Below are 23,133 nucleotides of genomic sequence, written 5' to 3'. Positions count from 1 at the left end.
TAACCATCACCCACATCGACCTACCGAAAGCCAGCAAAAAGGCCAAAGTTTAGGTCAGTGGGCTGAATCCCTGCTTGAGCGCCTTCCCCAACGTGCTGGTGTCGATCAACCCGCCGTGATGGCCGAAGATCGCAGCCGAATAGCCGCCGAGCCCGCGCTCATGCGCGATCCGGGTCCCCAATGACTTGTGGTCGATGCCGACCGGCCGACCGGAGTCGGCGACCTTCGTCAGTTTATCCTGCCAGGCGCAGGACGCTTTCCCGACGTCATGGAGTGCGCTCAGCCAGTACGCCAACTCGCCGCCGCCGAACGGCGACGCGAATCGCCTGGCCAGCTCAGCGGTCCCCCGCAAATGATCTTCAAGTCGATGCCAGCGACCGCTGTTCCTACCCGGACTGTGCGCCCACAGCGACCGCTCCCCAGACATGAACAGATCTCTCACATTCCGCGCAAACAAAAAAGGACCGGTCTATGAAGCCACCACAGCAATCCACTGTCAAGACCAGGTTCCTGATTGAAGCAAACAACTGACGGGGCGGTGGAGGAGTGTCAGCCACTCACCCACCACACCCGACCGTTCAGTGGACTCGCTGCAGCCCATCGCGCTGTTTCGATCCTCGACATCCATGATGTCGCACCCGCGCCTCGGATCAGACGCCTCCGGGATGCGTCCCGCCATGGTGGCCGAACCGCCCGGCGGCAGTCAACTTCAGCGCCATGGGATGCTTGCGCGCTGCCAGGACTCACAGGTGGGCGGTGATCCTCGGCGGTGCCGCGATGGTCGGCTGTCGGCCTGTTCGTCGCACGCACCGAAGGCCCGGCGAGTGGCGTCATTGCCTTCATGATCGCCGTCGGACTGCTGTACGCGATCTTGTGACGGTAAGGCGATCGGCGGTGCGGGATGGATCTTCGTCGTTCCGTACCGCCGGCACCTGATCCGAGCGCCCCACCTGCGGTCGCTGACGTACCCCACCGACGTCCGGTACGGTGTTGCCGAATGTAATTCGGGGGCTACTCGCCGCCGATCATGAACTCGGTCGAAGCGAGGGATGCGAGTGCCGACGATGATGGACCGGCCGGTCGGTGTCATCGGTGCCGGCCGGGTCGGCACCGCTCTCGGACTGGCGCTGCTCCGCGCCGGATACGAGCTCGTCGGGGTCAACGCGAGGTCCGAGGCGTCCCGCCAGCGGGCAGCCGACGTCCTTCCTGACACCCCGCTGCGGGACGTACCCACGCTCGCCAAGAGCGCGGGCATACTCCTGCTATCCGTCACCGACGACGCTATCGGATCGGTCGCCGCCGAGTTGGCGGATGGCGGTCTGCTCCAGCCGGGGCAGATCGTGATGCATGTCAGCGGTGCGTGCGGTTTGGCGGTTCTCGCACCGGCGACCGAGGCCGGTGCCGTACCGATCGCCGTCCACCCGGCGATGACCTTTCCGGGCCTCCCGACCGATGCCGACAATCTGGCCGGTCTGGCGTACGCGGTCACCACCCGACCGCATGACCGGCCACTCGCCGAGGAACTGGTGCGCGACGTGGGGGGCGTTCCGGTGTGGATCGCCGACGAGGACCGTACCCTCTACCACGCCGCGCTGGTCCTCGGTGCGAACAACCTCATCACCCTGCTGGCCGCGGCGATGGAGGCATTGATGGCGGCCGGCGTGCCGGACCCCGGGTTCGTGCTGGCCCCGCTGGCGCGTACCTCGATGGAAAACGCCCTGCGGCACGGCGACCACGCGTTGACCGGGCCGGTACGCCGTGCGGACGTCGGAACGATCGAGGCTCACCTGCGGGCGCTGCGCGATCGTGCGCCCCACCTACTGCCGGCGTACCTCGATTTCGGACTCAACACCGCGCGTCGATCCCGGCGGGCCGCGCTGAACGAGGCGGGCCGGCTCGACGAGGTCATCGTGTTACTGGAAGCAAGATCGGCCGAGGCCCGCGACGACATCGACCGGTGAACGGCCCGCTGCGGTGGGCGGCACGATGAGACGTCGTCGTTGGAGCGTCCGCCCGGGGCGGCGGCTCGACCCGCAGCTGTCGGCATCCGGGATCGTCTGCGTCGTAGCGGCGATCGCAGCCGGCGGGGTGGAGATGCTCGGCGTCCGCATCCCGGTTGTCGACTCGCTGGTACGCCAGTTGCTGCTCGCGGGGTTGGGGCTCGCGCTCGTGGTGGCGTCGGCGTTCGTGACGACACGCGACATTGCAGCGGAGGAGATGACGATGGCGACCGACCGGGTACCGCTTCCGCCCAGCACCCCACGACCGAAGCTCACCCCTCGGTTCACCGGCCGGGCCGGGCTTCTCACTGAGATGCACGAGTCGCTGATCGAGCAGCGACGGTTGGCCCTCGCTGGGCTCGGCGGAGTCGGCAAGACCCAACTCACCCTCGCGTACGTGGAGAACTACCGGTCCGAGTACCCGGTCGTCTGGTGGCTACGGGCGGAGAACCGTGTCACGCTCGACGACGACTTTCTCGGGCTGGCCGGCGCGCACGGATTGCCGGTCGATCCGGCGAGTCCGCAGCCCCAGCAGATCGACGTCATCCGGCACTGGTTGGCGGAGCGCGACAACTGGCTGCTGGTCTTCGACAACGCCGAAGCAGAGGAACTGGTCGACGACTACCTGCCGCAGCGGCGGTCCGGGCACGTCCTCGTGACCACGAGGAACCAGCACTGGCGCAACGCCGCCGTCATCATCGTGCCGCCGTGGAAGCGGTCGGAATCCGTCGCGTTTCTGGCACCGCCGGCCGGCCAGCGCAACGACGCCGACGCGCTCGCCGCCTTCCTCGGCGATTTGCCGCTGGCCCTCGACCAGGCATCGTCTTACATGCAGGAGACCTCGACGTCGATCCGTGACTACCTGGATCTGCTGCGTTCACGCACCGCCGACGTCCTGGCTCTCGGCTCGCTGTCCAACTATCCGCGCACGGTGGCGTCCACTTGGCTGACGGCAGTGGCGACGATCCGCAAAGAGTTGCCGATCGCGCAGGAGTTGCTGAGCCTCTGCGCTTTCCTGAGCCCGGAGGGTATCCCGCACACTATGCTGCGGTCGTGGTCGCCGGACCATCCACGCCGGCTGCGTCCCCTGCATGACGACCGGATCGTCTACAACCAGGCGGTCAGCATCCTCAGCCGGTACTCGCTGCTACAGGCGAGCCCGGACGGCCTGACCGTACACCGGCTGGTGCAGACGTTGGCCCGGCAGTCGCTGACTGCCGCTGACCGTCGGCGCTGCGCGGGCATCGCAGCAATCTATGCCGAACACGCGCTGCCGATCGATGTCACGGCAGCCGATAACTGGCCGGTCTGCGACATCGTCGTCCCGCACGCGCTCGCCGCCGCGAGACACGCCGCCGAGCACAACGTCGCGCTCCGCCAAGTGGTCTCGCTGTACGCCCGGGTCGGCGAGTATCTCCGGATCCAGGGGCAGTACGCGCAGGCCCTCGGCGTCTTGGGCGCGGCCATGGACATTCTGCGCCGGCCGCACGACTTCACCACTCCAGACCTGCCGGAGATCCTGACCCGCACCGGAATGGCGCTGCGGGCGAGCGGACGACTTCCGGAAGCGCTCGCCGCGCTCGAAGAAGCCATCCAGTTGGGAGAGACCAATCGCGGCCAGGATCATCCCCGGTTGGCGGTCGCCCTCAACGCCTCCGGTACGGTCCTGCGGGGTCTAGGTTCGCTCAGCAAGGCGCGGGACTACCACCTCCGGGCGCTGACGATCCTGGAGCACACGCTCGGTGGGGATCACCCCGCTTGCGCGACGACGCTGAACAACCTCGGCAACGTGGAACGGCAGGCCGGCGACGCCGATGGCGCAGTTCGCGCGCACGAGCGCGCTGTCGACATCCGGCGGGCCCATTTCGGGGTCAGCCACCCCGATGTCGCCACCTCGCTGAACAACCTGTCGAACGCGTACGCCGACGCGGGGAACTTCGCTGCTGCCCGCCGCTGCGCCGAACAGGCAGTCGAGATCGACACCGAGACTCTGGGCACCCGGCATCCTGCCCTGGCCGCCGACCTGATCAACCACGGTGTGATCCTGCACGAGCTGGGCAGGTCAGAGGAGGCAAGCCAGGTGCTGGAGCAGTCACTTGGCATCTACGATCAGGCGTTCGGCGCCGCCCACCCGGACGTTGCCGTGATCCTCAACGACCTCGCCGCCGTCCGCCAAGCGTTGGGCGAGCCGGAACAGGCAAAGGACCTGCTCGCTCGCGCGGCTTCCATCCTGGACACGGCGACCGACGTCGACCCCAACCTCGCAGCGGTGCTACACAACCTGAGCAGAGCAAGCGCAGCGGCCGGCGACAGCGCCGGCGCTGCGGACGCCCTCCGACGCAGTCAGATCATCCGAGCCAAGCCGGCGGTTGCCGGAGCCGGGGTGATCGGCGCGTCTTGGCTGCTGCGACTGGACAAGGATGTCGCCACCGCCGAGTTCGACCTGGAGTAGACCCGCCGGACGCCATGCTCTCGCCGGAACCAGCCGGCAGGATGAACCCCACGAGCTATGAGGAACTGCGTCGGCGGGTGGCTGATGAGGGCGGGGTCCTCGGTACGACTGCACAGGTGCTGCGGGACATCGAGGGCGCTGGGCGACTCGGCTCGACCGTACGTGCCGAGATCAGTCAGAAGCTTGAAGCGTACGGACTGCGGCATCTTCCGGCTGATCTGCCCCAATACCAGGAGCAGGAGGTGGTCGTGTACCTGACCTCTGGTCCTATCGCTGCCGTAGTCAACGCGATTCTCAACCCCAGCAGGAGCACGGCCAAGGTGCTGCGCCAGCTTGCCGACAACAACGCGCAGGAGACGCTGGACAAGATCCGCCAGCTCGTCGGTCCACCGTCCGAATAGTCGACGGACGCGTCCGGCGTTGTGATCCTCGCCGCCCCCGAGACCCGGCGCAACCACCACATGCGACGTAGAGGCCATGACTGAAGCCTGGTTGCGATCCTCGCCGGATACAAGGTTCAGCGCAGTGTCCACACTAAGCAACGAGTTTGACGAGCGCTTGCGCGGGTCACCGGCGCTGGTCCGGGTGATGTCAGGTGAGTTCGAGGCCACCGTCGATGGTGAGGATCTGTCCGGTCAGCCAGGTGGCGACGGGGTCAGCCAGGCGGAGGACCCATGTGGCGACCTCGTCGGGCTCTCCCCGACGGCCAAGCGGGATCCGTCCGGCCTCGTCTTGCTTGATCTGGTTGAGCACCGGTTCGGGGAGGCCGGCGGCGGTCAGGGCCTCGCTTTCGGTGGGGCCGGGGGCCAGGGCGTTGACTCGGATTCCTGTGGCTGCTAGTTCCAGTGCCCAGCATCGGGTGAGCTGTTCCAGGGCGGCCTTGGAGGCGGCGTAGTGGGCGATGCCGGGTGCCGGGCGGTGCCCGTACGTGCTGGAAAGGTTGATGATCGACCCCTGGGTCTGCTGCAGGTGGGGCAGGGCCGCGCGAGCGAGCAGGCTGGGCGCGGTGACGTGAAGATCAAATAGGTTGGCGATGCCGTGCGTAGTTGCGTCGGCCAGCGGCATGATCGTCGTGGCACCGGCGTTGTTGACCAGGACGTCGACCCGATCCCATCGGTCAACGGCGGCGTCGATGACTGCCTGGGGTGCATGTGTGGCGCGGATATCGGCGGCAAGCACGGCGATGCGTGGGTGCTGCTGCGCGGTGGTGTTCAGCGCGTCTTTACGGCGCCCGACGCCGAGGACGTGCGCGCCGGCCTCGGCGAATGCGATCGCGGTCGCACGACCGATTCCCGACCCCGCTCCGGTAACGATGACAACACGGTCCGCAAACGACCCACTGTCGTTGGGTTCCATCATCACAACACCTTTCGTTCGACGTTCGTAGAACATCGAACAAGGTACCATGTGGGGGTGAAGGAAACACGGCACCCGGATCCCGAGGAGATGGTTCTCACTGAGGTGATGGCGGCACTGAGTGACCCGATCCGGGTTGGGCTGGTCCGGTTGCTGTCCGACGGCCAGGAACAGGGCTGGGGAGCACTGCGGGTCCCGGTCTCCAAGTCGACGTTGAGCCACCACCTACGGGTGCTGCGGGACGCGGGGCTTACCCGTACCCGGCAGGAAGGCACTCGGTGTTACGTCGTCCTGCGCAGCGAGGACCTGCACACCCGGTTCCCCGGCCTCCTGGACGCCGTCCTGGCCGCTGCGGACAGTGAGGACGTAGGCAGCCAGGTAGGTCTAGCGACCGACGGCAGCCGAGTCAGGCAACCGCGCAGGTAGACCCTGACCAGGGCTCGGCGCGGTCAAGAGGCCAAGCGCAGGTCACGTCGATGAGTATCGCGTTGGACACGCTACGCCTCCGCGCACGATGACTCAACGCTAATGCGCGTAGTCGCGATCCTCGCCGGACCCGGAGGTCCGGCGCAGCGCAGCTGAGGATCATCAACCGTAGGTTGAAACCGCAGTTGTTGCGATCCTCGCCGGACCCGGAGGTCCGGCGCAGCTGTCGCCGACCGCCAGCGACTTCGAGCCCTGGAAGCTGTTGCGATCCTCGCCGGACCCGGAGGTCCGGCGCAGCAACTCGGCGCACAACTCGGCCCACGTCCAGGTGCTCGTGTTGCGATCCTCGCCGGACCCGGAGGTCCGGCGCAGCGACGGTGGTCCGGTCGGTGCTCGACAACCCCGGCGGAGTTGCGATCCTCGCCGGACCCGGAGGTCCGGCGCAGCCCTGCTGCGGCAGGCCGGATTCTCCGCTGCCGCCATCGTTGCGATCCTCGCCGGACCCGGAGGTCCGGCGCAGCAAAGCTGGACGTCTCACAGACGGTCCGTACGGGGTGGTTGCGATCCTCGCCGGACCCGGAGGTCCGGCGCAGCCCTTGCCTTTGTTCGCCGAGCGGGCCTTCGCGACGTTGCGATCCTCGCCGGACCCGGAGGTCCGGCGCAGTACACCCCCAGCCCCCGGCCGGGTATGGTCAGCCCTCGAGTTGCGATCCTCGCCGGACCCGGAGGTCCGGCGCAGCGCCGGCACCTCGACCGCGACGGCGACGGCGTCGGCTGCGTTGCGATCCTCGCCGGACCCGGAGGTCCGGCGCAGCTCGTTGACTCCGGAGAGCGCCGTGGCCTTACGTGCGCGTTGCGATCCTCGCCGGACCCGGAGGTCCGGCGCAGCGTCGAGCTGTAAAGCTCTACGGGGCAAGTCAGAGACACGGTTGCGATCCTCGCCGGACCCGGAGGTCCGGCGCAGCTTCCATGCAACGAGTTAGGGTTTGGCGAGAGCACTACAAAGTTGCGATCCTCGCCGGACCCGGAGGTCCGGCGCAGCTTGTCGCTGGCCAGCAGCACACCACTGAAAGTGGTTTGTTGCGATCCTCGCCGGACCCGGAGGTCCGGCGCAGCGCCCGATGCCCGACTGCGACGCCGACCTGCACCTGCGATGGTTGCGATCCTCGCCGGACCCGGAGGTCCGGCGCAGCGCGCGCAAGCGGAGATGGCCGCCGCCTACGCGGCGAAACAGTTGCGATCCTCGCCGGACCCGGAGGTCCGGCGCAGCCTGTCACTGCGACCGGCGGCGGTGGTGACCTGACCCTGTTGCGATCCTCGCCGGACCCGGAGGTCCGGCGCAGCGCGCAGCGTCGGCATCAGCTGACCTCGGCCGAGGTGTTGCGATCCTCGCCGGACCCGGAGGTCCGGCGCAGCCGGCAACCTGCTGATGGCGCAGTTCGCCATGGGCGGCGTTGCGATCCTCGCCGGACCCGGAGGTCCGGCGCAGCACGCGCAGGACCGCAGGGTGCGGGCCAGATGGGCGGGTTGCGATCCTCGCCGGACCCGGAGGTCCGGCGCAGCTCCGGCGCAGCTGGCGCGGCGCGGGCACATCGCGGCGCGCCGGCTGCGGGTTGCGATCCTCGCCGGACCCGGAGGTCCGGCGCAGCCCACCCCACGTGTAGCTGTGCGTCACCGCCGTACCCGGTTGCGATCCTCGCCGGACCCGGAGGTCCGGCGCAGCGGCTCGCGAGCTGCGAGTATTCACCAATCACGATTGACTTCGCGTTGCTCACGAGCAGTTTATGTCCCAATCGTAGGGGTTTGGCGGTTCGGAACCCCACGCTTGGAGCGTGGTCACCGGAGGTTCCTAGATCAACTTCAGACGCCAGACTGCACGTTTTGGTGGCGGCTGGCCGGGGTACCGGCCAGCCGCCACCAAACAGTCTCAGCGGGCGTCAGGCGTGGGCAGATGGGTGGTGAAGGTGGCCCACTGGGCGGGGGCGAAGGTCAGGACCGGGCCGGTCGTGTCCTTGCTGTCCCGTACGGCGATGACGTCGGGCAGGTTCGTCGCTACTTCGACGCAGTTGCCCGAGTTGCCACTTCGGCTACTCTTCTGCCACTTCGCGTCGGTCAAGCTGTCCACTAGCGAATTCCTCCAGTATCTGACGGATGAGATCCCTTGACGTCGATTCGTCGAGGGCACGGCTCTCAAGATCCTTCCAGACCAAATCGTAGGCCCTGACTTCGTCGGCCTTGTTCAGGTAGAGCGATCCCGTCAGGGTGTCGACGTAGACCAGCGGCGGCTCAACCGGATCCGGGCTGAGTGGGGCGTTGGGAAAGGTCAGGAAACTGAACGCCGAGTTCATGCCGGCGTGAGCACCGACCGAGTACGGGATCACCTGAACCGAGACACTGTGCCGCTCGGTGACGTCAAGGAGGTGCTGAAGCTGCGCGAGCATCACCTCAGGCCCGCCGACCTCCCGACGCAACACAGCCTCGTTCAGCATCACCTTCAGGTGTGGCGGGCGCGGCGAAGCCAGAAGCGCTTGCCGTTCAATACGAACCTTGACTCGGTGTGCGATCTGTTCCTCGGTGAGCAGCCCGACCGGAAGGCGGGTCACCGTCTCGGCGTAAGCACGTACTTGCAGTAGTCCTGGAACTGACTCCGGCTCGTACTGGCGGATCATGGCGGCGCTGTCTTCGAGGGAGACGTAGAGGCCGAACCAGGCGGGTAGGGCCGATTCGGTGTAGTCGTGCCACCAGGCACGCCTCGGGGCATCGCGGGTCTCCCTGGTCATGGTGAGCAGGCGGTGGCGGGTCTCCGGGGAGACCCGGTAGAGGGTGCACATGGCGTCGACGTCGACGTCGCGGAAGCGGATCCGCGAGTCGCCGGCCTCGATGCGCCAGATGGTGGAGGAGCCGCGTTGCAGTGCTTGAGCTGCGGCGTCCTGGCTGATGCCGGCGGACTCCCGCAACACGGTGAGCCAGCGGCCGATGTGTCGGCGGAGCAGGGTTGTGCCGATGGAGCCGGACAAATCGCTCGCCCCCTTCATCCTCTGTGGTGAGTGTAGTCACCAACGTGGTGGACAATCAACTGACGAGCGCCTTCATAATCGTGAAGGCGCTCGGCATGGAAATGACTGACCTCGACCAGGGGTTGCCCACGACGATAAGGGCGCATCGCGCCTTGTCTTATGCATGCGGTCCAACTTAGATAACTGATGCCGGTGCTGTCCATAGTCACCCGCCGCAGTCGGGAAACCCCCGTGACCGGCTGCGGCGGGCCCGGCGCATGCGCTCCTGCCCGCACGATTAATTGATTTTCGCTCGGGAGGAAATGGAATGTTCACCGCCCTCGCGTTCATTGCCGCCGGCTTTGTGCTCGGCATTCCGCCGGGTCTGCTGCTGTGCCGGCTGCGGCGGCGCTGGTGCCCGGCCTGCGGGCAGACGCTGCGCTGCCCCGACTGCGGCTCCCGGCAGTTCGTCACCTTCGACATCCGGCCGACGACCGGGCGGCGCTGGTCGCCCCGGGCGCGGTCGGCGCCCCGGGCCGCCGGCCGGTGACCGCCGAGCATGTGGCGGCGCGGCCGTCGTGGCGGTGCCGGGTGTGCCGGGCACCGTGGCCGTGTCAGCCGGCGAAGGCGCAACTTGTCGCCGCGTACGACCGGATCGGCCTGTGTATGTACGTGGCCGAGCGGTCCGCGGCGGCCGCCCTCGACCTGCCGGGGCTGACCCCGGCGGCGGCGTACGCCCGGTTCCTCGGCTGGGCGCGGGCCGCCACCCGTTCCGAACCCACTGGAGAGACCACGATGGAATCCGAGATGACCGTACGGGACGCCGACGTCACCGACATCGCCGAGCTGTCGGCGCTGCTCGCCGAGGCGTTCGTGACCAACCCGGTGGCCGGCTGGCTGATCGCCGACGTGTCCAACCGGTACACCACGTTCCTGCGGCTGTTCGACGTCGAGTTGACGCACGGGCTGACGCACGGCGTCGTCCACGTCGCCGGCAACCGGGAAGGGGTGGCCGTTTGGCAGCCGTACCCGATGCGGTTGGCGACGGTGACCGACCACGAGCGGGAGGTGCTCGGCGCGGCCGGCATCTACCGGCGGCGGGTCGCGCACCTGCGGGCGGTGCGTGACGAGCACCGGGCGGCGGCGTTGCGGCTGCCGGTCGGGCCGTCGGCCGGGCTGTCGGCGGGGCTGGCCGACGGGTCCGCACCGGAGCCGGTGGTCGGCCACGAGCTGGTGTACCTGGCGGCGGCGCCGTGGCTGCGCCGCCGCCGCATCGGCGCGGCGCTGCTCGACCATCATCAGCGCACATTGGACGCCGCCGGGCTGGTCGGGCACACCGTCACCGACGAGGAGTACGCCCGTGACCTGCTGGCGGTGCGCGGTTGGCGCACGCCCGGCCCACGGCACCTCTCCCCCGGCGGGCCGCCGCTGTGGTCGATGCGCCGCGACCCCGGCACCCGACCGACCCCGCCTACAGCGGGGTACGGACGATGAAGGTGGCGTAGGACGCGTTGGCGCCTCTGCCGATCTCGGAGAGTTTCAGGTATCTGCCGTCGTGGTGCAGGTAGCGGTCCGGGTAGTTGTAGGAGCGCAGTGAGGTGTGCTGCCCGGTCAGTCCGGTGACCGGGCAGAAGGTGGCGTCGGCCCGGAACAGGGCGCTGCCGTCGACCCGGTGCAGGTAGAAGCGGAAGTTCTTGTGGCGCAGGTAGTAGCCGGGGAAGTTGACCGCCTCCAGGGAGATGCAGCTCGACTTGGCCAGTCCTCGGCGGACCACGAACGCCGCGTCGGCCTTGCTGCGCTGGTCGACGATGTCGACGCGGCCGTCGAAGTTGCGGTGCCGCACCCGGCGGCCGGGCAGGTTGACCGGCTCCAGCCCGAACGTGCCGCCGACGGTCAGGGTGAGGTAGGCGGGTGCAGTCGGCTTCGGGTCCGGTGCCGGCTCGGTGGTCGGCGGCGGTGCTGCCGGCGTCGACTCGCCGATCGGGTCCGGGGCGGGAGCAGCGCGGGCGGGGTCGCCGACCGGGCCGACCCGGTCGGCGTCGTCGGCGTCGTAGGTTGGCTCAACGGCCGACGGTACGGTGTTCGGGCTGCGGGGAAGGGTTCCGGTGGCTGCGCCACTCGGGACACCCGCGACGAACTCGCCCCGGATCGGCTTCTGCTGGTTGCCCCGGTTGGTGGCCACAGTCACGATGATGACGGCGGCGGTAAGGACCGCCACGGCGCCGATAGCGGCACGGCGGGGCGGTGTCGTCGAGCGGTCGGCATGCTTGGCGGGCGTGGCGGACAGGGCGCGGGTACCGCGCGCTCCGCCGCGCCGGCCCGACCCGGCGGCAGTCGGGCCGCCTGCGGCCGTGCCGGCGACCACTGTGCTGTCGGTGACCTCGCCGTCGATCGTCGTGGGGCTCGACCAGCTGACCTGGCTAAGCCGGGCGGTGGCCAGCGAGAGCGGGCTGTCCGCCGGCGGTCGGGGCCAGCGCGGGGCGGAACCGAGCCGGCGGGGCAGGTCATCGGGTGTCGGCTGGCCCTCGGCCGACGTGAGCCAGCGCTCGACGGGCAACGGATCCTGCTGAATGTCCTCGTCGGACATCGATATCCCACCTCCGGCTGACAGCCTGTCCGGGTCCGATCACTGCGTCGCGGCGCATACATTCTCATTTCGCCCGCATGGTGCGCCAGTACCCGGAGCCACCGAGTTATCTCACTTCGGCAAAGCACCGCACCCCAACCACGACAGCCGTCACCCTTGGTGGTCGTTCTTTGACACGCGGTTGCGGCCGGTTGAGCTTCCTGCCGTCGGCGGCCGGCCAGACCCTCCCGGAAACCTCACTCGATATGACTGAATGTAGGCATTGACGCCGACGGCGCAGCTTTTCAAGACAGCTCTTCGGGGCGCCTGAACCATCGAGGTCTAGTGAGTCCACTGTCGACCCAGCCCCACACGGAGAGGAACTCGATGAGTCCCGACCGAAACGGATCGGCGACCCCGACCAGCACCACCCCCACGGTTTCACAAACCACAGCGTCAGCGCTCTCGGCGGACTGCCCAACCAGGGTTCGAAGAGCACCAGCGCCGTCGGCGCGTACCGAGTTGGCGACGGTGCTGCCCGGGCGGGGCGACTTCGACGAGGCGATCGTGTTGCAGCGCGACCGCACGGGCTGAGCCCGGCCGGCCGGCTCGACGTCGAGCCGGCCGGCCGGGCTGTCTGTCAGCCGGTGGCGTCGCCGGTCAGCTGGCTGGGCGTTGCCGGACCCGTCGGCGCAGCAGCCAGCCGACGACCAGCAGCACAAGCAGTCCCCCGCCGCCGACGGCGGCCCCGGGCAGCAGCAGCCCACTGCCCCGGTCGTCCGACCCGGCGGCGGATGTGTCGGCCGTACCGCCGTCGGTGTCGGTGCCGTCGACGGAGCCGGCTTGTTCCGGTTCCGCTGCGGTGCCCGGTGCCGGCAGCACCGCGCGGGCGCAGTCGGCCGGGTCGGCGCTGTCGCTCCCGCCGTTGACGACCTCGAAGTAGAACTTGCCGCTGATCTCGTGTCCGTCAGCCGACGTCGCCTCGTACGCGAGCGTGTGTACGCCGGTGGTCAGCGGGTCGACGGTGGCGCACAGGGTCTTCGCGTTGACCACGACCGCCTCCCCCACCGCCACAGCGGTGTCGTCGGGGCCGGTGACGGTGATCTGCCGTTCGCCGGTGCCGGACAGCGGGCCGAATGTCAACGCGATGGTCTCCACACCGGGGGCGACCTCGTCGCCCGGCCCGGGGGCGGCGGAGATCAGCTCGGTGTGCGCCCACGCGGGAGCGGCGAACGCGACCGCCGCCACCCCCGCGCAGGCCAGGACCGCGGCGTGACTCAGAAGTCGGCGCATACCAGGCGGTTGTCCATGGCTTCCATCGGGTGGATGACCACCGACTTGGCGGCGTCGCCGACCTGCTGCTCGTTGGTGACGGTCGCGGTGCCGGTGCCGTCGGTGGCGGCGGTGAAGCCGAGGTGGACCTCGTTGGGCGGGGTTTCCGGGCCGCTCTCGTCGAACTTGAAGTGCGGTCCGCCGTTGTCGGCGGCGCACTCCTGGGCGTGCAGGTGGCCCATGTACTCCGCACCGGGCTCCAGCCCGGTCAACTTCACCGTGACCGTCGTGCCGTCCTCGGTCTGCGCCAGCCAGGCGGTCCCGGCGGCGTCGTCGGTGCCCGGTGGCCGGGTGTCGAGTAGGGCGAACGTGGCCTCCACGGCACCGTCGATCTGATCGGCCGGCGTGGCGGACGGGTCATTCATCATCATCCCGTCCATCCCGTCCATCCCGTCCGTCCCGTCCATCCCGTCGGACATCGCGGAGGCCGACGCCGACGGCTCCGTGGACGTGTCGGCGGCGTCGGTGGAGCCGGACGAGTCGTCGCCGCAGCCGGCGAGGACGCCGACCGACGCGAAGCCGACAACCGCGACAGCGGTACGCCAGCGGTCCGATCCGTTGATGTTCACGTGTCGTGTTCTCCCTGTTCGGATACAAAGGGTGGGCCGGCTACCGGGGCCACCCGGTTGCCGGCGCTTGTCTCCCCGTTCGGGGTCTTCCGATAGTTGAGTCGGACGTGGCAGCGCGGAAGTTCCCACGGGTTCGACCCCGTGACGTAGCTGCTGCTAACGGCGGTCGGCGGACGAGTTCTGGTCACCGACGCCGGGGGTGGTCTCGACCGCAGCGGGGTCGGACAGGTTGACCCGCTGCAGCGGGGCCGCCGGGTGCGACGTACCGCTGTCGTGGCCGCCGACCTCGGCGCGGACCCGGGGCCGCGACTGCGGATGCTGTTCCTGCACCCAGGCGACCAGCTGTTCCCTGACGAGGCACCGCAGGTCCCACAACGCCGACGAGTTTGCCGCCGACACAAGCGCGCGGGTCCGGATGTTGCCGTCGGTCGCCCCGGTCACCTGCAGCCCGCAGACCCGGCCGTCCCACAGCGCCGCCGCCGCCTCCGACTCGACGATGCGGCGCAGTTCCTGACGCATCGACTCGACCGGCAGGCTCCAGTCGACGTCGATCTCGGCGGTGCCGAGCACCGACGCGGCGGTACGCGTCCAGTTCTGGAACGGGGTGGTGGTGAAGTAGTTCGACGGCAGGATCAACCGGCGTTCGTCCCAGATCTTCACCACCACGTAGCCGAGGGTCATCTCCTCGATGCGGCCCCACTCGCCCTCGACGACGACCACGTCGTCGAGGCGCAACGCGTCACCGAAGGCGAGCTGCAGGCCGGCGAAGATGTTGCCGAGGGTGCTCTGTGCGGCAAGCGCGGCGACCACGCCGACCAGGCCGGCGGAGGCGAGCACACTAGCCCCGGCGGCGCGGGCCGCCGGGAAGGTGACCAGCATCGCCCCGACGGTGAGCACGCCGACGACGGCGAACGCGACCCGACGGATCACGGTGATCTGGGTGTGCGCGCGGCGCGCAGCGAGGTTGTCGTTGACATCGATCGGGAAGCGGCGCAGGGCGGTGTCGGCGGCCAGTCCGAGCAGGGTGGCGACCAGCCAGCCGCCGGTGGCGATGGTGGCCAGCAGGATGGCGTGCTGCACCGGCTCATGCCAGCCGTTGGTGGTGGCGATCGGGATGGTGAACCGGGCGGCGAGCAGCGCGGCGATGATCGCCGTCGGCCAAAAGGCGCGCCGGGAGATGTCGGTGAGCAGCGCGGAGCGGCGGCCCGCGAAGCGGAGGATACGGTAGGCGACGGCGACGGCGAGTGCTGCACCAGCCGCCGCTCCGACCACGATCGCGGCGCTGACCAGGGCGTCGGACACGTCCGACATCTCCTTTCCCATCGGTTTCGTCGGCAGCGGCCAGCTAACCACATCCACCCACGCCCGTCTCGGACCGGTCGACGTCGCGCAGCGTCACCAACGGGGCGGACCAGCCCCGTAGACCGGCCAGGAACGGCACGGACCGGGCCAGCACCACCCCGACCAGACCGTCCCGACTCGCCGGCTGGTCGTACCGGGCGCCCAACTCGGCGGCGAGCCGCGACTGCAGCCGCCGCAGCATCTGGTCGGCGTCGTCGAAGGGTGCGCTGGCCCGGGCGGCGGCCCCCTGTTCGGCGTCGGCGTCGGCGTGGTTAGCGTCCAGGACCGTGTCGTCGAGGTAGCGACGGGCGATCGTGTCCTGAATTCGCAACAGGGCGTACGCCAGCTCCTCAGCCCGTGGCCCGAGACCGCGCCAGGTGGCGCAGCGGGCGATGAGCAGCGCGGCGACCGTCGCCTCGATGACATGTTCCAGGGCCGGCTCGAGGTCGTAGTCCGGCCGCCGCGGCCGGTAGGTGAGCGCCACCAGTGGGTACCGGCGGACGGTGTCGTCGATCGCGCGCAGGTCGGCAGCCCAGTCCGCGCAGCGCTGGCGGGTGGCGTCAACCCCTTCGGCGGTCAGGCTGCGCACGGTCAGCCCGACGCCGTCGCTGCCGCCTACCTGGTCGTGCACGGCGAGCGCGAACCGGTTCCGCACTGTCAACCCGGTGATCAGTTCGATCAGGTACGTCGCCAGCGCGGCGAACAACGCGAAGCCGAGCGCCGCGACGCACACCGCGAGCAGCTTCTGCGCCGGAGTGTCCGGGGTGAGGTCGCCGTAGCCGAGCACCGTGAGGGTGCCTGCGGAAAAGTACAGGGCGTCGGCGAAACCGGTCGGGCCGTAGCCGGCGACCCGGTGGTAGCCGTCCAGGTGCGGCCACACCAGCAGGGCGACCCCGAACACCAGCGGCACGATCCAGGCCAGGAAGGTGCCGGTCACCAGCAGCGGCCCGGCCCAGACCAGCAACGTCCGCTCAGGCCGCCGGCGACGATTGGCGGCAAACGACGACAGCCGCCACACCGAACGCCGGACCGCGCCGGCGACCGGACCCTCCGCATCCGGATGCAGGATCGTCAACCAGACGTCGACCACCACCACGGCGATCAACGCGCCACCCGGTACCGCCCACAGCCACATCATGGGCGCAGGTATACCCCGTTTACCGGCTGGTCGACTGCACCACCTCGAACTCGAGCAGGCTCGCGCCGGTCGCCACCGGCGGGCGGGGTCGTTCGCCGTCCCCGGCGGCGTGGGCCTGCCGAGCCGGGCCGGCCGCCCACGCCTGATAGGCCTCCTCACTCTCCCACCGGGTGTAGACGAAGTAACGGCCCTCCCCCGCGACCGGGCGCAGCAGCTCGAACGCCAGGAAACCGGGCGCGTTCTCCACCGCCCCCTGGCGGGCGGCGAACCGTCGCTCCAGCTCGTCGCCGGCGCCGTCAGGGACCTCGATCGCGTTGATCTTCACGACTGCCATGTGGACAGCCTAGTCGGGGGCGGGTGCGCTCAGCCCTGGTTGGCCCAGTCGCCGAGCGACCAGTCCCGCACCTCGGGCATGTCCTCCAGGTGCTCCACCACGTACGCCTCGTGCTTGGCGAGCTGCTGCTCGCACCAGGCCTTCAGATCGGCGGCACCGCGCGGCAGCCGCCGGGCGTTGTTGATCGCGTCCATCACCAGGTGGTAGCGCGACGCCCGGTTACGGACCGTCATGTCGAACGGGGTGGTGGTGGTGCCCTCCTCGATGAAGCCCCGCACCCGGAACCGGTCGGCGTCCGGCCGGCCGTGCACCAGCTGATGGATGGCCCCCGGGTAGCCGTGGAAGGCGAACACCACGTCGACCGAGTCGGTGAACAGCTCGGAGAACATCGTCTCGCTCATGCCGTGCGGGTGGTCCTTCTGCCGGGGCAGCCGCATCAGGTTGACCACATTGACCACCCGGACCTTCATGCCGGGCAGCCGCTCCCGCAGGATCTGCGCGGCGGCGACCGTCTCCATGGTGACCACGTCACCGGCGCAGGCCAGCACGATGTCCGGCTCCGAGCTACCGTCGTCGGTGCCGGCCCACTCCCAGATGTCCGCACCCTTGGCGCAGTGCTCGACTGCCTGGTCCATGGTCAGCCACTGCAGCTGCGGCTGCTTGTCGATGACGACCAGGTTCACGTACGACCTGGACCGCAGGCAGTGGTCGGCGACCGACAGCAGGCAGTTGGCGTCCGGCGGCAGGTAGACCCGCGACACGGTGCCCCGCTGGTTGAGCACCACCTGGATCAGCCCGGGACCCTGGTGGGAGAAGCCGTTGTGGTCGTTACGCCAGGCCGTCGAGGTCAGCAGGATGTTCAGGCTCGGTACCTTGGCCCGCCACGGCAGGTGCGCCGCCTCCTGCAACCACTTGCCGTGCTGCACCGTCTGCGACGCGCTGACCATGGCGAACGCCTCGTAGGTGGCGAACATGCCGTACCGGCCGGTCAGGTTGTAGCCCTCCAGCCAGCCGTGGCAGTTGTGCTCGGACAGCACCTCCATCACTCGGCCGTTACGGCTGATCGCCGTGTCCGACGGGTACACCTGCTCCATGAAGCCGCGGTCGGAGACCTCGAAGACGGCGCCGAGCCGGTTGCTGTTGGTCTCGTCGGGGCAGAACAGCCGGAACCGGTCCGGGTTGCGGGTGTAGATGTCACGCATCAGCTCGCCGAGTTTGCGGGTCGACTCGGCGCGCAGCTGCGCCGGCTGCGGCACGTCGACCGCGTACTCGCGGAAGTCGGGCATGTCCAGGTCACGGGTCAACAGGCCGCCGTTGGCGTGCGGACTGGCACTCATCCGCAGGTCGCCGTCGGGGTTGACGCCGGTCACCGTCGCGGTCGGCGCGCCGTCGGCGTCGAACAGCTCCTCCGGACGGTACGAGCGCAGCCAGGTCTCCAGGATCGCCAGGTGGTCGGCGTTGTCCCGGACACCGGACAGCGGCACCTGGTGCGACCGCCAGGTGCCGGTGACGGTGATCCCGTCGACCTGCTCCGGGCCGGTCCAGCCCTTCGGCGACCGCAGGATGATCAGCGGCCAGCGGGGGCGGGAGCCGTCCCAGTCGCCGCAGCGGGCGGCCTCCTGGATCTGGCGGATCTTGCCCCAGGCGTCGGCGAGGGCGGCGGCGAACCGCAAGTGCATCCCGGGCAGGTCGTCGCCTTCGACCTCGATGACCTCGTACCCGTGGCCTTCCAGCAGCGAACGAACCTCGGCGCGGTCCTTGCGGCCCAGCACCGTCGGCCCGGCGATCTTCGCGCCGTTGAGGTGCAGGATCGGCAGTACGGCGCCGTCGTGGGCGGGGTTGATGAACGACACGCCCTTCCAGGAGCCTTCCAGCGGGCCGGTCTCCGCCTCGCCGTCACCGACGACGGCGATGGCCAGCAGGTCCGGGTTGTCCATCACCGCGCCGAACGCGTGCACCAGGACGTAGCCCAGCTCACCGCCCTCGTGGATGGAACCGGGAGTGGTGACCGAGACGTGGCTGGGGATGCCGCCGGGGCTGGAGAACTGCCGGAACAGCCGCAGCATGCCGGGCTCGTCCCGGGTGACGTCCGGATAGATCTCGGTGTAGGTGCCCTCCAGGTAGCCGGCGGCGACCAGCGCCGGACCGCCGTGGCCCGGGCCGGTGAGGTAGATGGTCTGCTGCCCGGTGTGCCGGATCAGCCGGGACACGTGGGCGTAGATCAACGAAAGGCCGGGGCTGGTCCCCCAGTGGCCCAGCAGCCGCGGTTTGATGTGCTCGGGGGCGAGCGGCTCGCGCAGCAGCGGGTTGCCCCGCAGGTAGATCTGCCCGACGGTCAGGTAGTTGGCGGCCCGCCACCAGGCGTCCAACTGCGCCAGCTCGGCGTCGTCGGGCGCGGCGAGCACCCGCAGCAGCCCGTCGTCCGCGCCGGCGCGGCCGGCCCAGGTCGGGGTGCGCTGATCGGTCACGGCAGTCACGAGCGGATTCCTCCTCATCAGGGGGTACGTCCACGACTGATCGTAGAGGGGCCGCTGCGGTTTTTCGCGGCTCCAGTGCCTGTCAGGCAGGGGCACAACGGCCCTTGACATGCCCTGACATGCCCCAGGCCGGGCCGTTGCTGGCCACCGCCGGCGGCCACGGTGAGCTGGAAGGCGGCAGTCAGTCGATCGACGCACGGCAGTGTGATTTGTGCGTCCACAGCCAACTCCACCGGGCCTGCGGTGCCCGACACTCTTCTTGACAGGAGAGTTCTCGAGTAGGAAGTGATCTGCAGTGCGTACCCTCTACGACACCGGGTCGGTCCATCCGCTGGACCGCTACGAGTACTACCGAACGGAAGCGACGGCCGAGGTAGCGCCGGTGGAAATTCGTGGCCGATCGTCGCTGTCCCTCACCGCCGCGATGCGGATCGCCCAGGTCGGCCGATATGAGATCGAGACGACCAGCTGGCGGTCCGACATCGAAGGCGTGGCCCTCCGGACGCAACGGCTGATCCGGGCCAGTGATCCGGAGTCCTACCGGATCTGCGTCCTCGTCAGCGGGGAGCTCCGGGTCGAGCAGAACGGTAACCAGGGACGGCTACGCCCCCGCGACATCGCGCTCTACGACACCTCCCGCCCCTGGGACGCCCGACACGTGCCCGGGCTTACCCCCATGAGGTTGGCCATGGTGACCTTCCCCCGGGCTCTCGTGCCGGTGCCCGAGACGGCGGTACGCCCACCCGTCGGCTCGGCCCTACCGAGACGGATGCCGGGACGCGGGCTCGTCGCGGCGTTCCTGGTCGGAATCGCCGAGGCTGCGGATCCGTCGGCGGACCCCCAGCTCGCCGACGCTCTCGGCGAATGCGTGGCCGGCATCATCCGGCAACGACTCGGCCTGCGTCCCGGAATCAGCCCGGCCGCGCGCAGGATGCTGCACCGCGCCCACGTCACTGCAGTGATCCGTCGGAAACTCGCCGATCCGCATCTCGACGCGGACGGGATCGCCAGAGCCGCCAGCATCTCGCCACGCTACCTGTACAGAATCTTCGAAGACACCGGGACGACACCGATGCAGCTCGTCAAGAAACTGCGGCTGACGGAATGCCACCGCAGCCTGCGCGACCCAGCGTTGTCGTCGGCCGCCATCAACGAGATCGTTTCCGCGCATGGCTACTCCCGTCCGGACCAGTTCGCCCGAGACCTCAGGCAACTGTTCGGCATGTCGGCCAGACAAGTACGCTGTTCGGTCCGGGACCGGCCGGCCGGAGATCGGGATCGATTGTGATGGCCGGAAGAAGGCCGGTCGGACGCGGCGACCGACGCGGGCGCGGCCACGTTCCGGACGTCGGCGGGGAGGGCGGCGTCGAAGGCCGCCGGGCAGCCGGTCCCATGCCGCCGGTCGAGTTCCGCATCACCGTCCGGGTCGTGCTGAGCCGCCGAGGAGGCTGGCTGCTGCTCGGGGTGGCGATCTGCCGGCTGGCGGATGTCCCGCTCGACGTGGTGACCGCAGTGGCCGGCAGCGTCCGGGGGCTCCTGTCCGGTTAGCCGTGCCCCGGCCCACGGTGCCCGTCAGCTCGGTTGTGCATGATCCATGCCGTTCGTGTACAGTCTTGCCCCGTGCGGCCCTCAGCCGCCGGCCCCACGGTGCCGCCGTACCGAATGGGGGGCGGTAGAGTGGTCCGGGCAGGTCCGGGTGGCGGAATGGCAGACGCGCTAGCTTGAGGTGCTAGTGCCCGTATAGGGCGTGGGGGTTCAAGTCCCCCCTCGGACACGTTATTTCCACACGAAGCGTGATGGTTCTTCGTGCTTTGTGTGATCCCCGTCCCGTTGGGCGGGGATTGTTGCTGTGCTGGCGAGTCCGCTCCCCTGCCGGTGGAGGGTGAAGACCGCGGTCTCGGCTTCGACTGCCCAAGCGTGGTGGTCCTACACGATGATCATGTTGCTGGTGTGCAGGTAGGCGGCGGTCTTCTCGGGGCCGAGGCGGCGCAGCCTGGGGTGGTTGCGGTGGAGCGCTCGGTCGTGCTGGACGCGGTCTAGCAGGTGGTCTTCGCGGATGTAGAGAATCTTCGGTTGGGAAAAGGTCTTGGCTCGGCTGCCGTTACGGGAGTTGCCGGAGTTCGCGCCCGCCTGGTCGTGCTTGTCGTAGCCAAGGTGGTCGGTGATCTCACCATCGAGGGCCGACTCCAGCACGATCTTCGTCAACTGCTGCAGCAGCCCACCCTCGCCGGACAGCTGCAGCCCCTGCTCACGGGCCTGTGTCACCAACTGTGACCCTGATGGCTTATTCGGCCGTGTACCCGTCTCCTTTGGTGGGTCAGTAGGGTTGTGTGGTCATGTCGCTGCAACCGAGGCCGTGGCCAGACGTTCCGGAGCAGACCGCGCGGATGGCGCGGGCGGCGTTCCGGAAAGGGAACCTGGCGACGCGGATCCGTGACGAACTCGGCCAGGTGTACGAGGACGCCCGGTTCTCGGCGGCGTTCGGGGTCCGGGGACGGCCGGGGATCTCCCCGGCACAGTTGATGACCGCCAGCGTGTTGCAGTTCTCGGAGAACCTGACCGACCGTCAGGCCGCCGACGCGGTCCGGGACCGGATCACCTGGAAATACGCCCTCGGTCTGGAACTCGACGATCCGGGTTTCGACCCCACCGTCCTGTCGGAGTTCCGGGACCGGCTGGTCGCCGGTGACCTGACCAGCCTGGCCCTGGACGCCCTGCTGCAACGCCTGGCCGGGCTCGGACTGGTCAAGGCCCGGGGCCGCCAGCGCACCGATTCCACCCACATACTCGGCGCGATCCGCGACCTCAACCGCCTCGAACTGGCCGGAGAGACACTACGGGCGGCGTTGGAAGCCCTCGCCGCGGCGGCACCGCACTGGCTCACCTCGGTCATCGACGATTCCTGGACCGGCGTCTACGGCACCCGCGTCGACAACCTGCGCCTACCCGAGAGCCGGACCAGACGCGACGAGTTGATGGTCCGCTACGGCATCGACGGCTACCACCTGCTCGACGCGGCGCACCACCCGGACGCGCCGCAGTGGCTGGCACAGATCCCAGCGGTGCAGACGCTACGCCTGATCTGGATCCAGCAGTTCTACCGGGACACCGACAACACCGGGCAGGAGGTGCGACGGCGGGAACACGCCCCGGACGGGGACGGTGTCCCGCCCGGCAGAGACCGCGTCATCTCCCCATACGACCTGGACGCCCGATACAGCATCAAACGCGACACCGGCTGGGGCGGCTACAAGGTCCACTTCACCGAGACCCGCGACCCACCGACCGGCACCACCGGCCGGGAAACCGGGCGCGGAGAACACCCGAACCTGATCACGAACGTGGCCACCACCACCGCGACCGTCCCGGACCCGGCCATGACCGCCATCATCCACCAGCGACTGGCCGACAAGGCACTGACTCCCGCCGAACACCTCGTCGACTCCGGATACCCGTCCGCCGAGATCATCGTCACCGCCGCCCGCCGGCACGGGATCACCCTGATCTCCCCGATGCTGATCGACCCGTCCGCCCAGGCCCGCGCCGGGCAAGGCTACGACAAAGCCGCGTTCACCTTCGACTTCGACACCCGCCACGGCGTCTGTCCCCAGGGCAACACCAGCACAAGCTGGTCACCCTGCCGACAACGCGACACCGACACCATCGTGGTGTCCTGGCCGAAGACCGTCTGCCAGCCCTGCCCCACCCGCCAGGAATGCACCCGCGGCACCCGCCGCCAGATCACCATCCACCCCCGTGACCTACACGAAGCCCTCACCGCTGCCCGCATCCAGCAGAACACCTCCGAGTGGAAGGCCCGCTACGCCGCCCGCGCCGGAATCAAGGGCACCATGCGCCAGAGCACCCATGTCACCGGAACCCGTACCGCCCGTCACCGGGGCCTGCCCAAGACCAGACTCGAACACACCCTCGCGGCCACCCCGATCAACATCATCCGCCTCGACAGCTACTGGACGGGACGCCCCCTCGACCGCACCCGGACAACACACCTCCAACGCCTCGACTTCACCCTCGCCGCCTGACCTACACCGAATAAGCCATCAGGGTCAACTGTGACACCAAAACAGGGTCGACACCCCCTGGCGTCGCCTTCGTACGTGGCCGCTTGGCCTTCTCATCACCGGG

At 69.1% G+C, this 23,133-nt stretch carries 20 protein-coding genes, 1 tRNA gene, 1 pseudogene and 1 CRISPR repeat array; of the genes and pseudogenes, 10 read left to right on the top strand and 12 right to left on the bottom strand.

The features are described 5' to 3' along the window. Positions 1-49: 49 nt before the first annotated feature. Positions 50-427 carry a CRISPR-associated endonuclease Cas3'' gene (locus ACFHWU_RS26330; protein ID WP_416591925.1) on the bottom strand — a complete coding sequence of 126 codons (378 nt, stop codon included), beginning with the start codon at positions 425-427 and terminating at the stop codon, positions 50-52. A gap of 622 nt (positions 428-1,049) precedes the next feature. Between ACFHWU_RS26330 and ACFHWU_RS26325 the strand changes: the two genes are divergently transcribed. From ACFHWU_RS26325 to ACFHWU_RS26315, 3 genes are all read left to right on the top strand, one after another. Further along, complete coding sequence (locus tag ACFHWU_RS26325; RefSeq protein ID WP_416556839.1) at positions 1,050-1,961, top strand: Rossmann-like and DUF2520 domain-containing protein; 912 nt, start codon at positions 1,050-1,052, stop codon at positions 1,959-1,961. A 25-nt stretch (positions 1,962-1,986) separates the two neighbouring features. Continuing rightward, a complete protein-coding gene (gene fxsT, locus ACFHWU_RS26320; RefSeq protein WP_416591924.1) occupies positions 1,987-4,452 on the top strand; it encodes an FxSxx-COOH system tetratricopeptide repeat protein in 2,466 nt (821 codons plus the stop codon). 77 nt (positions 4,453-4,529) lie between these two features. Continuing rightward, positions 4,530-4,853, top strand: a complete 324-nt coding sequence (locus tag ACFHWU_RS26315; RefSeq protein WP_416556837.1) for a hypothetical protein — start codon at positions 4,530-4,532, stop codon at positions 4,851-4,853. A gap of 190 nt (positions 4,854-5,043) precedes the next feature. On the opposite strand, the gene ACFHWU_RS26310 is transcribed toward ACFHWU_RS26315, so the two are convergent. Next, the gene (locus ACFHWU_RS26310) at positions 5,044-5,808 is read right to left on the bottom strand and encodes an SDR family NAD(P)-dependent oxidoreductase (protein WP_416556836.1); all 765 of its coding nucleotides are present in this window, start codon (positions 5,806-5,808) and stop codon (positions 5,044-5,046) included. Positions 5,809-5,898: 90 nt separating this feature from the next. Between ACFHWU_RS26310 and ACFHWU_RS26305 the strand changes: the two genes are divergently transcribed. Beyond that, the gene (locus ACFHWU_RS26305) at positions 5,899-6,234 is read left to right on the top strand and encodes an ArsR/SmtB family transcription factor (RefSeq protein WP_416569393.1); all 336 of its coding nucleotides are present in this window, start codon (positions 5,899-5,901) and stop codon (positions 6,232-6,234) included. A 111-nt stretch (positions 6,235-6,345) separates the two neighbouring features. Then, positions 6,346-7,957: a CRISPR direct-repeat array (repeat unit 37 nt; unit sequence GTTGCGATCCTCGCCGGACCCGGAGGTCCGGCGCAGC). A 204-nt stretch (positions 7,958-8,161) separates the two neighbouring features. On the opposite strand, the gene ACFHWU_RS26300 is transcribed toward ACFHWU_RS26305, so the two are convergent. Next, positions 8,162-8,359 (bottom strand): DUF397 domain-containing protein, encoded by a 198-nt coding sequence (locus ACFHWU_RS26300; RefSeq protein WP_416556834.1) that lies wholly within the window; start codon positions 8,357-8,359, stop codon positions 8,162-8,164. Next, positions 8,322-9,269 carry a helix-turn-helix domain-containing protein gene (locus ACFHWU_RS26295; RefSeq protein WP_416591923.1) on the bottom strand — a complete coding sequence of 316 codons (948 nt, stop codon included), beginning with the start codon at positions 9,267-9,269 and terminating at the stop codon, positions 8,322-8,324. Before ACFHWU_RS26295 ends, ACFHWU_RS26300 begins: the two co-directional genes overlap by 38 nt. A 289-nt stretch (positions 9,270-9,558) precedes the next feature. Between ACFHWU_RS26295 and ACFHWU_RS26290 the strand changes: the two genes are divergently transcribed. Beyond that, the gene (locus ACFHWU_RS26290) at positions 9,559-9,780 is read left to right on the top strand and encodes a hypothetical protein (RefSeq protein WP_416556832.1); all 222 of its coding nucleotides are present in this window, start codon (positions 9,559-9,561) and stop codon (positions 9,778-9,780) included. Next, positions 9,777-10,724 carry a hypothetical protein gene (locus ACFHWU_RS26285; RefSeq protein WP_416591922.1) on the top strand — a complete coding sequence of 316 codons (948 nt, stop codon included), beginning with the start codon at positions 9,777-9,779 and terminating at the stop codon, positions 10,722-10,724. The genes ACFHWU_RS26290 and ACFHWU_RS26285 overlap by 4 nt, the downstream gene beginning before the upstream one ends. Here ACFHWU_RS26285 and ACFHWU_RS26280 read toward each other — a convergent pair. The 7 genes from ACFHWU_RS26280 to ACFHWU_RS26250 all read right to left on the bottom strand — a co-directional run bounded on the left by ACFHWU_RS26280 (position 10,702) and on the right by ACFHWU_RS26250 (position 19,005). Next, the gene (locus ACFHWU_RS26280) at positions 10,702-11,817 is read right to left on the bottom strand and encodes an AbfB domain-containing protein (protein WP_416556828.1); all 1,116 of its coding nucleotides are present in this window, start codon (positions 11,815-11,817) and stop codon (positions 10,702-10,704) included. The genes ACFHWU_RS26285 and ACFHWU_RS26280 overlap by 23 nt on opposite strands. 639 nt (positions 11,818-12,456) lie before the next feature. Then, complete coding sequence (locus tag ACFHWU_RS26275; protein WP_416569381.1) at positions 12,457-13,089, bottom strand: copper resistance CopC family protein; 633 nt, start codon at positions 13,087-13,089, stop codon at positions 12,457-12,459. Then, the gene (locus ACFHWU_RS26270) at positions 13,074-13,697 is read right to left on the bottom strand and encodes a hypothetical protein (protein ID WP_416569380.1); all 624 of its coding nucleotides are present in this window, start codon (positions 13,695-13,697) and stop codon (positions 13,074-13,076) included. The genes ACFHWU_RS26275 and ACFHWU_RS26270 overlap by 16 nt, the downstream gene beginning before the upstream one ends. A gap of 156 nt (positions 13,698-13,853) precedes the next feature. Further along, positions 13,854-15,008: a mechanosensitive ion channel family protein gene (locus ACFHWU_RS26265; RefSeq protein WP_416591921.1), complete on the bottom strand. Its 1,155-nt coding sequence runs from the start codon at positions 15,006-15,008 to the stop codon at positions 13,854-13,856. A 34-nt stretch (positions 15,009-15,042) separates the two neighbouring features. Continuing rightward, positions 15,043-16,176 carry a potassium channel family protein gene (locus ACFHWU_RS26260; protein ID WP_416556822.1) on the bottom strand — a complete coding sequence of 378 codons (1,134 nt, stop codon included), beginning with the start codon at positions 16,174-16,176 and terminating at the stop codon, positions 15,043-15,045. A gap of 19 nt (positions 16,177-16,195) precedes the next feature. Then, a complete protein-coding gene (locus ACFHWU_RS26255; RefSeq protein WP_282230987.1) occupies positions 16,196-16,510 on the bottom strand; it encodes an antibiotic biosynthesis monooxygenase family protein in 315 nt (104 codons plus the stop codon). Between the two features lie 29 nt (positions 16,511-16,539). Continuing rightward, a complete protein-coding gene (locus ACFHWU_RS26250) occupies positions 16,540-19,005 on the bottom strand; it encodes a phosphoketolase (protein WP_416591920.1) in 2,466 nt (821 codons plus the stop codon). Between the two features lie 277 nt (positions 19,006-19,282). Here ACFHWU_RS26250 and ACFHWU_RS26245 point away from each other — a divergent pair, with 277 nt between their 5' ends. The 3 genes from ACFHWU_RS26245 to ACFHWU_RS26235 all read left to right on the top strand — a co-directional run bounded on the left by ACFHWU_RS26245 (position 19,283) and on the right by ACFHWU_RS26235 (position 20,761). Further along, complete coding sequence (locus tag ACFHWU_RS26245) at positions 19,283-20,275, top strand: helix-turn-helix domain-containing protein (RefSeq protein ID WP_416591919.1); 993 nt, start codon at positions 19,283-19,285, stop codon at positions 20,273-20,275. Continuing rightward, positions 20,275-20,535: a hypothetical protein gene (locus tag ACFHWU_RS26240; protein WP_416591918.1), complete on the top strand. Its 261-nt coding sequence runs from the start codon at positions 20,275-20,277 to the stop codon at positions 20,533-20,535. Before ACFHWU_RS26245 ends, ACFHWU_RS26240 begins: the two co-directional genes overlap by 1 nt. Positions 20,536-20,677: 142 nt before the next feature. After that, positions 20,678-20,761, top strand: a tRNA-Leu gene (locus ACFHWU_RS26235). Between the two features lie 308 nt (positions 20,762-21,069). On the opposite strand, the pseudogene ACFHWU_RS26230 reads toward ACFHWU_RS26235, so the two are convergent. Further along, positions 21,070-21,255 (bottom strand): annotated as a pseudogene (locus ACFHWU_RS26230) (transposase); the annotation flags it as partial. A gap of 68 nt (positions 21,256-21,323) precedes the next feature. Between ACFHWU_RS26230 and ACFHWU_RS26225 the strand changes: the two are divergent. Further along, the gene (locus tag ACFHWU_RS26225) at positions 21,324-23,030 is read left to right on the top strand and encodes an IS1182 family transposase (protein ID WP_416591917.1); all 1,707 of its coding nucleotides are present in this window, start codon (positions 21,324-21,326) and stop codon (positions 23,028-23,030) included. Positions 23,031-23,133 lie beyond the last annotated feature (103 nt).

It is taken from the genome of Micromonospora sp. LOL_015, assembly GCF_048060275.1.
Taxonomy (GTDB): Bacteria; Actinomycetota; Actinomycetes; order Mycobacteriales; family Micromonosporaceae; genus Micromonospora_E.
Note: the sequence above shows the minus strand (reverse complement) of the source record. Positions and strands in the feature narration are given on the sequence as shown.

Excerpts from the sequence above, each read along its gene's own strand:
- ACFHWU_RS26330 (WP_416591925.1), bottom strand. The coding sequence starts at position 427 with ATGTCTGGGGAGCGGTCGCTGTGGGCGCACAGTCCGGGTAGGAACAGC.
- ACFHWU_RS26280 (WP_416556828.1), bottom strand. The coding sequence starts at position 11,817 with ATGTCCGACGAGGACATTCAGCAGGATCCGTTGCCCGTCGAGCGCTGG.
- ACFHWU_RS26325 (WP_416556839.1), top strand. The coding sequence starts at position 1,050 with ATGCGAGTGCCGACGATGATGGACCGGCCGGTCGGTGTCATCGGTGCC.
- ACFHWU_RS26260 (WP_416556822.1), bottom strand. The coding sequence starts at position 16,176 with ATGATGTGGCTGTGGGCGGTACCGGGTGGCGCGTTGATCGCCGTGGTG.
- ACFHWU_RS26275 (WP_416569381.1), bottom strand. The coding sequence starts at position 13,089 with ATGCGCCGACTTCTGAGTCACGCCGCGGTCCTGGCCTGCGCGGGGGTG.
- ACFHWU_RS26305 (WP_416569393.1), top strand. The coding sequence starts at position 5,899 with ATGGTTCTCACTGAGGTGATGGCGGCACTGAGTGACCCGATCCGGGTT.
- ACFHWU_RS26225 (WP_416591917.1), top strand. The coding sequence starts at position 21,324 with ATGTCGCTGCAACCGAGGCCGTGGCCAGACGTTCCGGAGCAGACCGCG.
- ACFHWU_RS26250 (WP_416591920.1), bottom strand. The coding sequence starts at position 19,005 with ATGAGGAGGAATCCGCTCGTGACTGCCGTGACCGATCAGCGCACCCCG.
- ACFHWU_RS26265 (WP_416591921.1), bottom strand. The coding sequence starts at position 15,008 with ATGTCGGACGTGTCCGACGCCCTGGTCAGCGCCGCGATCGTGGTCGGA.
- ACFHWU_RS26255 (WP_282230987.1), bottom strand. The coding sequence starts at position 16,510 with ATGGCAGTCGTGAAGATCAACGCGATCGAGGTCCCTGACGGCGCCGGC.
- fxsT (WP_416591924.1), top strand. The coding sequence starts at position 1,987 with ATGAGACGTCGTCGTTGGAGCGTCCGCCCGGGGCGGCGGCTCGACCCG.
- ACFHWU_RS26290 (WP_416556832.1), top strand. The coding sequence starts at position 9,559 with ATGTTCACCGCCCTCGCGTTCATTGCCGCCGGCTTTGTGCTCGGCATT.
- ACFHWU_RS26310 (WP_416556836.1), bottom strand. The coding sequence starts at position 5,808 with ATGGAACCCAACGACAGTGGGTCGTTTGCGGACCGTGTTGTCATCGTT.
- ACFHWU_RS26240 (WP_416591918.1), top strand. The coding sequence starts at position 20,275 with ATGGCCGGAAGAAGGCCGGTCGGACGCGGCGACCGACGCGGGCGCGGC.
- ACFHWU_RS26295 (WP_416591923.1), bottom strand. The coding sequence starts at position 9,269 with ATGAAGGGGGCGAGCGATTTGTCCGGCTCCATCGGCACAACCCTGCTC.